Source organism: Branchiibius hedensis, from assembly GCF_900108585.1.
Taxonomy (GTDB): Bacteria; Actinomycetota; Actinomycetes; order Actinomycetales; family Dermatophilaceae; genus Branchiibius; species Branchiibius hedensis.
In genome coordinates, this window is record NZ_UESZ01000001.1 from 45833 (window position 1) to 59255 (window position 13423).

General features: G+C 67.9%; 13 protein-coding genes. 11 read left to right on the plus strand and 2 right to left on the minus strand.

Annotated elements, in window-relative coordinates; genetic code table 11:
- Window positions 1-26 precede the first annotated feature (26 nt).
- From dacB to DR843_RS00315, 11 genes are all read left to right on the plus strand, one after another.
- Window positions 27-1430 carry a D-alanyl-D-alanine carboxypeptidase/D-alanyl-D-alanine endopeptidase gene (dacB, locus tag DR843_RS00260; RefSeq protein WP_109683575.1) on the plus strand — a complete coding sequence of 468 codons (1404 nt, stop codon included), beginning with the start codon at window positions 27-29 and terminating at the stop codon, window positions 1428-1430.
- Between the two features lie 17 nt (window positions 1431-1447).
- Window positions 1448-2485, plus strand: a complete 1038-nt coding sequence (locus tag DR843_RS00265; RefSeq protein WP_109683576.1) for a zinc-dependent metalloprotease — start codon at window positions 1448-1450, stop codon at window positions 2483-2485.
- 4 nt (window positions 2486-2489) lie between these two features.
- On the plus strand, window positions 2490-3464 hold the full coding sequence (gene tilS, locus DR843_RS00270) for a tRNA lysidine(34) synthetase TilS (RefSeq protein ID WP_109683577.1): 975 nt from the start codon (window positions 2490-2492) through the stop codon (window positions 3462-3464).
- A gap of 5 nt (window positions 3465-3469) precedes the next feature.
- The gene (hpt, locus tag DR843_RS00275) at window positions 3470-4021 is read left to right on the plus strand and encodes a hypoxanthine phosphoribosyltransferase (protein WP_109683578.1); all 552 of its coding nucleotides are present in this window, start codon (window positions 3470-3472) and stop codon (window positions 4019-4021) included.
- A gap of 181 nt (window positions 4022-4202) precedes the next feature.
- Entirely contained in the window at window positions 4203-6239 is a 2037-nt protein-coding gene (gene ftsH / locus DR843_RS00280; protein WP_109683579.1) for an ATP-dependent zinc metalloprotease FtsH, read from the plus strand.
- Window positions 6217-6801 carry a GTP cyclohydrolase I FolE gene (folE, locus tag DR843_RS00285; RefSeq protein ID WP_109683580.1) on the plus strand — a complete coding sequence of 195 codons (585 nt, stop codon included), beginning with the start codon at window positions 6217-6219 and terminating at the stop codon, window positions 6799-6801. Before ftsH ends, folE begins: the two co-directional genes overlap by 23 nt.
- Complete coding sequence (gene folP / locus DR843_RS00290; RefSeq protein WP_425451524.1) at window positions 6798-7634, plus strand: dihydropteroate synthase; 837 nt, start codon at window positions 6798-6800, stop codon at window positions 7632-7634. The genes folE and folP overlap by 4 nt, the downstream gene beginning before the upstream one ends.
- On the plus strand, window positions 7631-8503 hold the full coding sequence (folK, locus tag DR843_RS00295) for a 2-amino-4-hydroxy-6-hydroxymethyldihydropteridine diphosphokinase (protein WP_109683582.1): 873 nt from the start codon (window positions 7631-7633) through the stop codon (window positions 8501-8503). Before folP ends, folK begins: the two co-directional genes overlap by 4 nt.
- Window positions 8500-9003, plus strand: coding sequence for a DUF3180 domain-containing protein (locus DR843_RS00300; protein ID WP_170119701.1), 504 nt, complete (start codon window positions 8500-8502; stop codon window positions 9001-9003). The genes folK and DR843_RS00300 overlap by 4 nt, the downstream gene beginning before the upstream one ends.
- A 106-nt stretch (window positions 9004-9109) precedes the next feature.
- Window positions 9110-10432 carry a DUF6801 domain-containing protein gene (locus DR843_RS20355; protein WP_218564412.1) on the plus strand — a complete coding sequence of 441 codons (1323 nt, stop codon included), beginning with the start codon at window positions 9110-9112 and terminating at the stop codon, window positions 10430-10432.
- Window positions 10433-10553: 121 nt separating this feature from the next.
- A complete protein-coding gene (locus DR843_RS00315) occupies window positions 10554-11177 on the plus strand; it encodes a class F sortase (protein ID WP_146202452.1) in 624 nt (207 codons plus the stop codon).
- A 4-nt stretch (window positions 11178-11181) separates the two neighbouring features.
- Here the strand turns inward: DR843_RS00315 and DR843_RS00320 are convergent, their stop codons facing one another.
- Both DR843_RS00320 and DR843_RS00325 read right to left on the minus strand, forming a co-directional pair.
- A complete protein-coding gene (locus DR843_RS00320) occupies window positions 11182-12342 on the minus strand; it encodes an NADH-quinone oxidoreductase subunit D (RefSeq protein ID WP_109683586.1) in 1161 nt (386 codons plus the stop codon).
- 5 nt (window positions 12343-12347) lie between these two features.
- Entirely contained in the window at window positions 12348-13328 is a 981-nt protein-coding gene (locus tag DR843_RS00325) for an EamA family transporter (RefSeq protein ID WP_109683587.1), read from the minus strand.
- Window positions 13329-13423: the final 95 nt, after the last annotated feature.

A 13423-nucleotide genomic window follows, 5' to 3' on the forward strand; every position in this document is an offset into this window, starting at 1 on the left:
CCCCCAAGCCAGGGCAGGAGACAGATATGCGTAAGGCGCTAATCAGCGTCGTCGCGATCCTCGTGCTGCTCGCGGGTTACCTGACCTTGGACATCTTCGACAAGGTCCCGGGTTTCCTCACCCGGGCCGATGCGCCGCGTGCGCCGCTGGCCTCCCCGGGAGCTTCCGGTACGCCGACCTCCAGCATCGCGCCGCCCTCACCTTCCCCGTCGTCCACTGCCGCCATCTCGACCCCGGCCTCGAAGATCACCGCGGCCCAGGTGGCCGCTGCGGTGAAGAAGCCGTTGGCCAGCAGCTGGCTGGGGAACACGACCGGCCTCGTGATCCGGGATGTAAACAGCGGGCAGACGCTCTTCGACCAGTCGGGCAGCACTCCGTTGGAACCGGCCTCGGTCACCAAGCTGCTGTCGGCCTGGGCGGTCTCGCACACCATGAGCCTGCAGCAGCGCCTGACCACGAAGGTGGTCGCCGGCAGCGGCAACCAGATCGTCCTGGTGGCCGGGGGAGACACGGCACTGAACCCGGGCAAGGGCGATCCGAGCAGCGTCAACGGCTACGCCGGTCTCGCCGACCTCGCCACCCAGGTCGCGACCGCCCTGAAGAAGGCGGGCCAGACCTCGGTCACGCTGGCGGTCAACACGTCCTACGCCCCCGGCCCGTCGACGGTGCCCTCGTGGGACCCGGCCTACCTGAGCATGGGGTACACCGCGCGGATCGCGATGCTCGGACTGTCCACCCAGCGCGCGAAGGCCGGCATCCCGGCAGTTGACGACCCGGTCAAGGCGACCCAGACCGCATTCGCGAAGAACCTCACCGCCCAGGGCATCACGATCACCGCACTCGCCTCCTCCGGCCCGGCTACCGGCGCCACGCTCGGTGCGGTCCAGTCGGCGCCGCTGGTCGACGTACTGGGAATGGCACTGCAAGACAGCGACAACGCGATGATCGAGTCCTTGGTGCGCCAGGCGGCGTTCACCAAGGGGGTCGCCGGCGACGACGCTGCGCTGACGGCGTGGGTCAGGGACACGGTCGCCGCCAGCGGATTCGACGTGACCGGTGTGAAACTCGCCGACGTCTGCGGCCTCGCCGACGGCACGACGATTCCGCCCCGCCTGCTGGCCGACGTGTTGCAGAAGGGGGCCAGCGGTGCCGACGCCCGGTTCGAGGAGGTCATGAGCCGGCTGCCGGTCGGTGGCTGGAACGGCACGATGGACGACCGGTTCCTGCAGTCCACCAACGTGGCGGCCGCCGGCGAGGTCCGGGCCAAGACCGGCAGTCTGACCGGCGTCAGCTCGCTCGCGGGCACGGTGCGCACCGACAGCGGCCAGTTGCTGGTCTTCGCGATCATCACCAACGGCCCGCAATCGCAGGGCCCGTACGGCGCTCGCGCCGCCATCGACAATGTCGTGGCTGCCGTGGCGTCACTGTGAAGCCATAGGCTGCCCGAGTGAGCTTCGTTGACTGGGCTGCCGCGGGCAAGGTTGCCCATCGGCTGATCGCGGACGGTCCCGCAGTCAGTCTCGGGCAGGCGCACGCCGCCGTCGAGGACCTGCGGGACGCCGCGCATCGCGCGAGGGGCCCGGTGGCCGAGACCGCCCGGATGCACTCGCCGTCCAGTGCTGACTCGCCCGTGCTCATCGTCGACCGCACCGTGTGGACCGACATCAACCTGGCCTCGACATCGGCGCTGCTGGACCCGGTGATCGAGCAGGTCTTCGCCAAGAAGCAACCGGGCCCGGTGAGCCGGGCCGTGTCGGCCAAGGTCGGCGCGGCCGAGGTCGGTGCCGTCTTCGGTTTCGTGGCCAGCAAGGTGCTGGGTCAGTTCGACATCGCGCCGGGCGGCACGCCAAGTCTGCTGCTGGTCGCGCCGAACATCGTGGCGACCGAGCGCGAACTGCAGGCGGATCCCGCCGACTTCCGCCTGTGGGTGTGCCTGCATGAGGAGACCCACCGGGTGCAGTTGATCGGTGTGCCCTGGTTGCGCGAGCACATGATCGACCGCACCCGTGCGCTGATGCTGGATCTGGTCCCCGACCCTGACCAGCTCGGCGACCGGCTGCAACAAGCGGTGCGGGCGCTGCCGGGCATGCTCCGCGAAGGCGGCGGTGGGCTGGCCGATCTGGTCACGACGCCCGAGCAACGCGAGAAGATGGCCGATCTGACCGCTGTGATGTCCCTGATGGAGGGTCACGCCGACGTGGTCATGGACGACGTGGGGCCGCAGGTGGTGCCCAGCGTCGCCGAGATCCGCCGCAAATTCACGGCCCGCCGCGGCGGGTCTGGCGGCGTCGACCGCTTGCTACGACGGCTGCTCGGCCTGGACGCCAAGATGCGCCAGTACCGCGACGGTGCCGTCTTCGTGCGGGCCGTGACCGACAAGGTCGGCGTCGACGGCTTCAACGAGGTCTGGACCTCGCCGGAGACGTTGCCGACCGCGCGTGAGATCGAGAACCCCGCGGACTGGGTCGCGCGGGTGCATTCCTGATCTGATGCCCGGACCGGACCCCGCGGTCGCCGCGACCCGTTCGGCCGTACGCCGGGTGCTGGACGGAGCAACCGGACAGCGAGTGATCGTGGCGTGCTCCGGGGGAGCCGACTCGTTGGCGCTCGCGGCGGCCGTGGCGTTCGAGGCGCCCCGGTTGTCCGTGCAGGCCGCGGCGGTGGTGGTCGATCACGGCCTGCAGGACGGTTCGGAGCAGATCGCGACGCGGGCCGCCCAGCAGTGCGGTGCGTTGGGGCTGGAACCGGCGCTGGTGGTGCGGGTCCAGGTGACACAGCAGGGGACCGGGCCGGAGGATGCGGCGCGCACTGCCCGGTATTCGGTCCTGGGCGATGCCGCGCAGGATCTCGGCGCGAGCGCGATCCTGCTGGCGCACACCCGCGATGACCAGGCCGAGACAGTGCTGCTGGGTCTGGCCAGGGGTTCCGGGCTGCGGTCGATCGCCGGGATGGCGACCTTCGATGCCCGGCGTCGACTGGTACGACCGTTCCTGGACATCACCCGCGCGCAGACCCAGGCCGCGTGCACCGCGCAGGGCCTGACCTGGTGGGACGATCCGCACAACACCGACCCGAGCTACACCCGGGTCCGAGCCCGTCAGGTGCTGCCCACCTTGGAGGACGCGCTGGGCCCCGGGGTGGTGGCCGGTCTGGCCCGTACGGCGGACCTGGCCCGATCCGACGCCGACGGCCTGGATCAGTTGGCGGCTGCCGCAACCGCTGCCCTGGGAGCGCCGCCGTGGCCGGTGCAGGATCTGGCCGGACTGGTCGAACCCGTGCGGCGGCGGGTGTGGCGAGCGCTGTTTCCGCAGACCGCCAAGGTGCACATCGACGAACTCGAGCGGCTTCTTCGCGACTGGCACGGCCAGGTGGGGATCGACGTACCCGGTGGTGTCCGGGTCAGTCGGCGGAACGGTCAGATCGAGGTCGGCCCCGCACCCGGTCGCTCGCGTCTAGTTGAATAGGGGCCATGGATGCCTCGGACATCTCCGGTGACCTCGACCACGTGCTCTACACCGAGCAGCAGATCCACGACCGACTCGACGCACTCGCTGCGCAGATCGCGGTGGATTACGAGGATAAGGATGTCCTGCTAGTTGGGGTCCTGAAGGGCGCCATCATGGTGATGGCCGACCTGATGCGGGCGCTGCCCAGCAGTGTGCCGATGGACTGGATGGCCGTGTCGTCCTACGGTTCGGGCACCAAATCCTCCGGTGTGGTGCGGATCCTGAAGGACCTGGACACCGACATCCACGACCGGCACGTCCTGATCGTCGAGGACATCATCGATTCGGGACTGACGCTGAACTGGATCCGCAGCAACCTGCTGTCCCGTGGGCCGGCGTCCCTGGAGATCTGCACCCTGCTGCGCAAACCGGATGCTGCCAAGGTCGCGATCGAATGTAAGTACGTCGGATTCGACATTCCCAACGAGTTCGTCGTCGGGTACGGGCTGGATTACGACGAGCGGTACCGCAACTTGCGTGACATCGGAACCCTCGCACCGCACGTTTATTCGTAGACTTGACCAACGCAGGCTCGCGGAACACCCGCGGCGCCCCGGACGTTGGCGATGATGGACGCCCTTCGCAACCCATCGACGGCGGCGTGTAGCGTCCAGCACAAGTTCATTCGGCAGTTGATTTGGCAGTCGCGACCCCGGTCGCGCCGACCGGGAGGATCGGGCACAGCCCGGCAGGTACATGGATTTCAAGAAGCTCATTCGTAGTCCGGGGCTCTGGCTTGCGCTCGTGGTCGTAGCCGGCGTCATCTGGTTCAGCGTCGGCAGTGTCGGCGGGTACAGCCAGATCACCACCTCGCAGGCGATCGAGCAGATCAAGAACAAGAACGTCGAATCGGCCAAGTTGACGCCGGATTCGATGAGTCTGACGCTCAAGAACCCGACGACGATCGACGGCAACACCAACCTGACGAAGGTCCAGGCCAACTACATCAGCGCCCGCGGATCGAACATCGTCAACCTGCTCAACGAGGACCCGCCGTCGCAGGGTTTCGATGACGACACCCAGAAGCAGAACGTCTTCGTCAGCTTGCTGCTGAGCCTGCTGCCCTTCCTGTTGCTCCTCGGTCTGTTCTGGTTCCTGCTGTCCCAGATGCAGGGTGGCGGTTCCCGGGTCATGCAGTTCGGCAAGTCCAAGGCCAAGCTGGCGACCAAGGACATGCCGAAGGTGACCTTCGCCGATGTGGCCGGCGCCGACGAAGCGGTCGAAGAACTCCACGAGATCAAGGAGTTCCTCCAGTCGCCGAAGAAGTTCCTCGACGTGGGCGCCAAGATCCCCAAGGGCGTCCTGCTCTACGGCCCGCCCGGCACCGGTAAGACGCTGCTGGCCCGCGCGGTCGCCGGTGAAGCCGGGGTGCCGTTCTACTCGATCTCCGGTTCGGACTTCGTCGAGATGTTCGTCGGTGTCGGTGCCTCCCGCGTCCGCGACCTGTTCGAGCAGGCCAAGGCGAACGCCCCCGCGATCATCTTCGTCGACGAGATCGACGCCGTCGGCCGGCACCGTGGTGCGGGCCTCGGCGGCGGCCACGACGAGCGCGAGCAGACGTTGAACCAGTTGCTGGTCGAGATGGACGGCTTCGACGTCAAGACGAACGTCATCCTGATTGCGGCGACCAACCGGCCCGACATCCTGGACCCGGCGTTGCTGCGCCCGGGCCGTTTCGACCGGCAGATCGCCGTCGAGGCTCCGGACATGGCCGGCCGACACCACATCCTGCAGGTGCACGCCAAGGGCAAGCCGATGGCCCCTGACGTCGATCTGCTGACGGTGGCGCGTCGTACCCCCGGTTTCTCCGGTGCGGACCTGGCCAACGTGCTGAACGAAGCGGCGCTGTTGACCGCTCGCAGCAACGCGCAGATCATCGACAACCGCGCGCTGGACGAAGCGATCGACCGCGTCATGGCTGGTCCGCAGAAGCGCACCCGGGTGATGAGCCTGAAGGAACGCAAGATCACCGCCTACCACGAAGGCGGTCACGCGCTGGTGGCTGCGGCGATGAACCACACCGAGCCGGTCAGCAAGATCACCATCCTGCCGCGCGGTCGTGCACTGGGTTACACCATGGTGCTGCCCGCCGACGACAAGTACTCCACGACCCGCAACGAGCTGCTGGACCAGTTGGCCTATGCGCTCGGTGGCCGCGTCGCGGAGGAGATCGTCTTCCATGACCCCAGCACCGGTGCCTCCAACGACATCGAGAAGGCGACCGGTCTGGCCCGCAAGATGGTCACCCAGTTCGGGATGAGCGAGCGGATCGGCGCGATCAAGCTGGGCTCCGGCAACGGTGAGGTCTTCCTGGGCCGGGACATGGGCCACGAGCGCGACTACTCCGAGGTGCTCGCCGGCACGGTCGATGAGGAGGTGCGCCGGCTGATCGAGGCCGCGCACGACGAGGCGTGGCACGCCCTCAACGACAACCGGGACATCCTGGACACCTTGGTCCTCGAACTTCTCGAGAAGGAAACCCTCAACGCCGACGCGCTGGCCGAACTGTTCAAGGACGTGCACAAGCGTCCGCGCCGGCAGGTGTGGCTGTCCAGCGACCGACGCCTGGTCTCTGACCGCCCGCCGGTCATGACTCCCGCGGAGAAGGAAGCGATCGCCCGAGGCGAGAAGCCCGAAGAGGACAAGCTGCCGGCCGAGGTGATCGTCGAGGTCCCCGAGGGCGGTTACATCGACGGTTCCAGCAACGGGCATGTCAATCCCACCGAAGGTTGATCTGGACCGGGCGGCTGCGGCCGTCCGGGAACTCCTGCTGGCGCTGGGCGAGGATCCGGACCGTGAGGGTCTGCGCGACACCCCCGGTCGGGTGGCGAGGGCGTACGCCGAGCAGTTCGCGGGCATGTGGCAGGAGCCTCAGGACGTCCTGAACCGCACGTTCGATGTGTCCCACGATGAGTTGGTGATCGTGCGTGACATCGAGTTGTACTCCACCTGCGAGCACCACCTGGTGCCGTTCCACGGGGTGGCGCACGTCGGGTACATCCCCGCCAAATCGGGTCGGGTGACCGGCTTGTCCAAGATTGCCCGCCTGGTCGACGTCTACGCCAAACGTCCGCAGGTCCAGGAGCGACTGACCAGTCAGATCGCCGACGCGCTCGTCGAACATCTCAGTGCACAGGGCGTCCTGGTCGTCCTGGAGTGCGAGCACTTGTGCATGTCGATGCGTGGGGTGAAGAAGCCAGGGGCCCTCACCATCACATCGGCGGTCCGCGGTCAGCTACGCAGTGCGGCCACCCGCGCAGAAGCGATGAGCCTGATCGCGGCACCGCGGCGGTGACCACTGCGCTTCCGGCTCGCCCCGCCGATCGCCCCTTGGTGATGGGTGTCGTCAACGTGACGCCCGATTCGTTCTCCGACGGCGGCCGTTACCTCGCCGCTGACGACGCGATCGAGCGAGGGCACCAGTTGATCGCGGACGGTGCGGATCTACTCGACATCGGTGGCGAATCCACCCGGCCCGGTGCCGGTCGGCCCAGTGACGACGAAGAGTTGCGGCGCGTCGTACCCGTGGTGAGCGCCCTAGCGGACGCAGGGGTTCCGATCTCGATCGACACCATGCGGGCGCGGGTTGCGCACGCGGCGCTGGACGCTGGCGCGAGCATCGTCAACGACGTCAGCGGTGGCCTGGCCGACCCCGAGCTGGTTCGGGTGGTCGCCGACGCCGAAGTCCCGATGATCGCGATGCACTGGCGCGGCCACAGCGCCGACATGCAGCAACGAGCGCACTACACCGATGTGGTCGCCGACGTACTGCGCGAGCTGGGCCAGCGACGCGATGCCCTCCTGGAAGCCGGAGTGCTGCCCGACCGATTGGTGCTCGATCCCGGCCTCGGTTTCGCCAAGACCGGTCCGCAGAACTGGCTGCTCCTGCGCTGCATCGCCCGGTTCCACGAACTGGGTCAGCCCGTGCTGGTCGGTGCCTCGCGCAAGCGGTTCCTCGAACGCGTCGGCGCCCGGGGCGATGAGCCGGTTGCGGCCCAGGACCGTGACCTGGCCACTGCAGCGGTCAGCGTGCTGCTGGCCCAGGCCGGGGTATGGGGGGTTCGCGTGCACGACGCGCGATCGACCCTGGCGGCCGTCGAGGTCGTGGCGGAGGTCGCGTCCTCGTGACTGATCGGATCGCCCTGCACGGCATCGCCGTCACCTCCTGCCACGGAGTCCTCGACTTCGAGAAAACCCAACCGCAGCGCTTCATCGCCGACGTCATCCTGGAGACCGACCTGGCCGCGGCGGGTGCGGGCGACGACCTGACCGACACCGTCAGTTACGCCGACGTGGCGCAGGAGACGGTCGCGATCCTGTCCGGGCCACCGGTGGATCTGATCGAAACGCTGGCAACCCGCATTGCGGCGGCGGCCTTGGCGCACCCGGGTGTCGAGGCGGTCGAGGTGACCTTGCACAAACCGGACGCACCGGCCGGTGTCGACTTCACCCCCGGCGGTGGGCCGTCGGTCGCCATCCGGCGAGAGGCCGATCAGGCCGTGGTCATCGCGCTCGGGGCTAACTTGGGTGACCGACTCGGCACGCTGAGCGCCGCGGTCCGAGCGGTTTCCCAGATCTCGGGATTGCGGACTCTGCGCGTCAGCCCGATCGTCGAAACCGACCCCATCGGCCCGGAGCAACCGGACTATCTGAACGCCGTACTGCTGGCTCGTACCCGTCTGGCCCCTGCGTCCCTCCTGCGCGAGTTGCACCGCATCGAGGCTGAGTTCGGCCGGATCCGCGAGACCCGGTGGGGTGCTCGGACGCTCGACCTCGATCTGATCCAGATGGCCGACCTGGTCCTGGACGGCCCGGCGCTCAGCCTGCCGCATCCGCGCGCCCACGAACGCGCCTTCGTACTTCAGCCCTGGTTGCTGGCCGACCCCGATGCGACGCTGCGTACCTCAGACGGGGTGCGAACGGTCGCCGCGCTTGTCGAATCGTTGCCGGACCAGGGTGTTCGCCCCGGACCGGACTGGCCCGGAGGTGTCTGGTGATCGACCTGTCGGAGGGTGTCCGGATCCGCTACGCGCTGATCGGCGCGGGGGTGGTGCTGGTGCTGTCGTTCTTCGGACTTCGGTGGTGGACATCGCGCGGCAACTCGATGCCGACGAATTCCTGGATCACCGTGGTGGTGCTGCTGATGATCGCCGCCGCCGTGCTGGTGGCCGGTTGGGAGATCCGGCGCTATCTGCGCTCATCCAAAAAGGTGGCGCCACCCTCACCGCAGCGGGCGCGCGCAACGCTGGTCGCTGCCCAGGCGTGTGCGCTGGCCGGATCGGTGTTCGCTGGTTGGTACCTGGCCCAGGTGCTGGTGCACATCGACCGGGTTTCCCATGGTGCCGATCGGGCGCCGCTGATCCTGGCGCTGGTGTCAGGTGCGTCAGCTACCGCAGTGGCGGTCAGCGGATTCGTGGTGCAGGCATGGTGCCGACTGCCCCCGGAAGACGAGGATTCATCAGGCTCGGCGAACGGTTATCCGGCGATTCCCGCATAGGCGCGTTGCGATCTAGGTCACACTGACGTACGTTTACCCGCGTAGGCTTACTAAGTAGTAGGTTGCGCACGGGCGCTACGACCGCATCAGCACGAGGGAGATCTTCATGGCACGGACCACCACTCGCCGTACGACATCCACTGGCGTACGCCGAACGCTTGGTGTCGCCGGTACGACCGGACTCGTCGGCGGACTGGCTCTGGTCGGGATGGGCGCCATCGCGGCTCCCCAGGCGGACGCGCTGGTCTACCCACCTGGCATCTGGTTCGACTGCACCGGCGAGTTCGGTGGCCCGCTGACCTTGGGCACCTGGGGTGCTGAGATCACCACGACCGCGCCCACGCAGGTAGCGCCGGGTGCAGCGATTCCGGACATCGATGTGACCGCGCGTGTGACGGCGTCAAGCATTGCCACTGACACGTTGCGCAATCTGAAAAACGTGACGGTTGAAGGCACGTCGGATGCGCCGTACACCGTGTTCGAAAACACCTACACCGCGAAACTCACGATTCCGGTTACCCCGATCCCGGCCACCGGAAACCTGGTGACAACGGCGAAGGGAACGGCCCCCGGGGCGACTGCCCCGACGAAGCCCGGGACCTACCCGATCACTGTTGACGGGTTCACGGCCACCATCGTCGCCACGAACGAGCAGGGGCAGAAGCCGGTCATTCCGGTGACCTGTACCTACCGCACCAAGCCGATTGGCTCCGTCGCCAACAAGCCCAACGTGATCGGCAACATCATCGTTGGTGACTCGACCCCGACGAGCCCCACCAGCCCGACGAGCCCGACGAGCCCGACGAGCCCCACCAGCCCGACGAGCCCGACGAGCCCGACGAGCCCGACGAGCCCCACGAGCCCGACGAGCCCCACGAGCCCGACGAGCCCCACCAGCCCGACGAGCCCCACCAGCCCGACGAGCCCCACGAGCCCGACGAGCCCCACGAGCCCGACGAGCCCCACCAGCCCGACGAGCCCCACCAGCCCGACGAGCCCCACCAGCCCGTCCAAAGCCACGGTGACGCTGAATAAGTCCTCGTATGCGCCGGGTGACCCCTTCACGGTGACCGCCTCGGGCTTCAAGCCCAACGAGACGGGCATCAAGATCGTGGCCCACTCGACCCCGGTGACGCTGGCCAGCAACCTGACCGCTGACGCCAACGGCAACCTGACCTACTCGGGCACGATCCCGACCACGTTGGCCGCGGGCACCCACACGATCGAGGTCGTGGGCTCGGTGTCCGGGTCCGCCACGTTCACGGTGCTGGCTGCACCGGTGGTCACCCCCAGCACCGTGCAGACGGGTTCCGTCGGTGCCACGACCAGCGGCAACATGCTGTCCGCTGCCGGTGTGGGTCTGGCCGCCATCGGTGCCGTTGCTCTGGGAGGTGCGGTCGTCGCCGGCCGCAAGCGTGAGCAGCAGTAAAACGGCGAAGCGTTCTGTTCTCGCAGTAGCGGGAGCAACCCTGGCGGCGGCGGGCATCGTGTCCGTCGCCGCCGGGTGTTCGCAGTCGGCGAGTACGGCGCCCGCAACCACACTGGGCAGCGTGGCCGCCCCGTCGATCCCGCAGTACGTACCGCCGAGCACCACTGCTTCCCCGTCGGCCACCTCAGCGTCGGGAAAGAACAGTTCGCCCGCGACCTCGTCACCTGCGTCGACGTCGGCCAACAGCGGCGCCGCCGTCTCCGGCCACAACTCCGCAGCACCGCAGGGAACCCCCACGCAGGTGTTCGTCTTCAACGCTGCAGGCGCCACCATCGTCAATGCCCAGCTGACGGCGATCTTCGTGGATTCCCAAGGCGTTCTGGCGCCGCCCGGCGGTGTGGCGGGTGTCCTGAACAACCGCGGCTGGGCGATGCCGGGCTACCGGGGTGCAGCGATCCTGGCGGGCCACGTGACCTACGGCGGGGTTCCCGACACCTTCTACAACCTGCCCGAGGTGGTGCCCGGAGACAAGATCATCGTGCGCTACAGCAGTGGCGATCAGGTCACCTTCGTGGCGACGAAGTCAGCCGCCAAGCCGAAGTCGACGCTGAGCAAGGACGGCACGGTGTGGGACAGCGGCAGCCCCACGCCGGTGCTTCGATTGATCACCTGCGATCCGAAGACTCCGATCAAGAACGGCCACTTCGAAGGCAACTGGGTGGTCTGGGCAAACCTCGCCAGCTGAGCAGCTACTTGTCGATGTCTCCGACCACGAAGAACATCGAGCCCAGGATCGCGACCATGTCGGCAAGCAACTGCCCGGGCAGCAGGTGCGCCAGAACCGCGACGTTGTTGAACGATGCCGAACGCAGCTTCAGCCGCCAGGGCGTCTTTTCACCGCGGGAGACCAGGTAATAGCCGTTGAACCCCAGCGGGTTCTCGGTCGCGAGATAGTCGGTGCCCTCGGGCACCTTCAGCACCTTGGGCAGCTTCACGTTGACCGGTCCCGCCGGCAGCGATCGCAGTCGCTCGACGCAGGCGTCGGCGAGATCCAGGCTGACGTGGATCTGCTCGAGCAGTACCTCCAGGCGGGCGAGGCAGTCGCCGGCGGTGCGGGTCACGACCCGGCCCGGTCCGTCCGGGCCGAACAACTCGGCGTACGCCAGATAGGGCTGGTCGCGGCGCAGGTCCACGTCCAGACCTGAGGCGCGCGCGATGGGTCCGCTCACGCCGTACGCCGAGATGGTGCCCTGGTCGAGTACCCCCACTCCGCGGGTGCGGGCGGTCAGGATCTCGTTGCCCAGCAACATGCCTTCCAGGTCCGGCAACCGTCGACGCACGGCGGCGACGGCGCCCGACACGTTGTCCAGCCAGCCGGCGGGCAACTCATCCCGCAATCCGCCGACCCGGTTGAACATGTAGTGCATCCGGCCGCCGGAGATCTGCTCCATGACCGCCTGTAATTCCTCGCGCTCACGGAAGGAGTAGAAGATCGGCGTCATCGCACCGAGTTCGAGCGGATACGACCCCGCGAACATCAGATGGTTGAGCACCCGGTTGAGCTCGACGAGCAAGGTGCGCGTCCAGGTGGCCCGCTCGGGGACCTCCATCCCCAGCATCCGCTCGACCAGGAGCGCCAAGCCGACCTCATTGCTGAACGCGGACAGCCAGTCGTGCCGGTTTGCCAGCACCATGATCTGGCGATAGTCGCGCACCTCGAAGAGTTTCTCCGCGCCGCGGTGCATGTAGCCGACGATCGGTTCGGCGGCGACGATCCGCTCGCCGTCCAGGGTGACCCGCAGGCGCAGCACGCCGTGCGTTGCCGGGTGCTGCGGCCCGATGTTGAGGACCATGTCCGCGGTGGCCAGTCCACCGGCTCCGACGCCGACGGTGACTTCGCGGGTGGCCATGGTGGCTAGTCTGCCAGCCGCGCGTCCCGTGTCTCGCCCAGCCGCACCAGCACCACGCCGCCGATCACGATGAATCCGCCGACCAGTTGGATCAACGCGGGCACCTCGCCGGCCAGCAGCCAGGCGAACACCACCGCGAAGAGCACCTCGGACAGTGCCACGAACGATGCGACCCGGGCACCCAGGTCGCGCGCGGCCACCACACCGGCCACGTAGGCGAACGCCGCGGAGATGACCGCGATGCCGAGCAACGGCACGATGAACGACGTGGTACGGCCCGCCAGGTGCACCGGTGCGGTGCTGGCGTGCACGTCGACGATGCCGGTGAGACCGGCCACGATCAGGGCCACGGCGCCCAGTTGCATACCGATGCCGGCCAGAGCGAGCGACGGCAGGCCGCCGCTGGGGTTGCTGGCGATGATGAAGTACGCCGCGGCGCAGCCCGCCGCGATCAACCCCCACACGACACCGGTGCCGGACAGCTGCGCACCGCCGAACACGTTGAGCACCAGGAGAAGTCCGACGATCGAGGCGCCTGCACCGAGCAGGACCAAGCGATGCGGGGTACGGCGAGTGGTCACCCAGGCGAGCAGCACCAGCCACAGCGGGGCGGTGTACTCCAGCAGCAGCGCAACGCCGATCGACAGAGTCTGGATGGCGCTGAAATAGGCCAGTTGTGCGCCCGCGACCCCTGCCAGGCCGTAGCCGGCGATCGGCCGCCAGTTCGGCAGGACCAGGTGCCACCGGCCGCGCATCTGCCACACGGTGATCGGCAGGAGGACCAGTGCGGCGATGACGATGCGGCCGGTCACGGCGGCGGCCGGGGTCCAGCCCGCATGCAGCAGTGACTTGGCGAACGGCCCGGACATCCCGAATGCGGCGGCCGAGGCGATCGCGAAGATCATCCCGGCAAACCGGTGGTGGCCGACCCCGGGGGTGTCGGTCGACAGGGTCGGGACGACCGCGTCGGGAGCAGTAGCGCTCACCGCCACCTCCTGTAATGGGCTAATTGGCTTTACACTCGTGACAACCAGTTCAGCCTAGAGTTCGTTCTGGTTACTGGTCAACGACTAGTTAGCCC

What these genes read in the sequence shown, in the direction of transcription:
- hpt (WP_109683578.1), top strand. Translation starts at nt 3,470, where the DNA reads ATGGATGCCTCGGACATCTCCGGTGACCTCGACCACGTGCTCTACACC.
- ftsH (WP_109683579.1), top strand. Translation starts at nt 4,203, where the DNA reads ATGGATTTCAAGAAGCTCATTCGTAGTCCGGGGCTCTGGCTTGCGCTC.
- tilS (WP_109683577.1), top strand. Translation starts at nt 2,490, where the DNA reads ATGCCCGGACCGGACCCCGCGGTCGCCGCGACCCGTTCGGCCGTACGC.
- folE (WP_109683580.1), top strand. Translation starts at nt 6,217, where the DNA reads ATGTCAATCCCACCGAAGGTTGATCTGGACCGGGCGGCTGCGGCCGTC.
- DR843_RS00320 (WP_109683586.1), bottom strand. Translation starts at nt 12,342, where the DNA reads ATGGCCACCCGCGAAGTCACCGTCGGCGTCGGAGCCGGTGGACTGGCC.
- dacB (WP_109683575.1), top strand. Translation starts at nt 27, where the DNA reads ATGCGTAAGGCGCTAATCAGCGTCGTCGCGATCCTCGTGCTGCTCGCG.
- DR843_RS20355 (WP_218564412.1), top strand. Translation starts at nt 9,110, where the DNA reads ATGGCACGGACCACCACTCGCCGTACGACATCCACTGGCGTACGCCGA.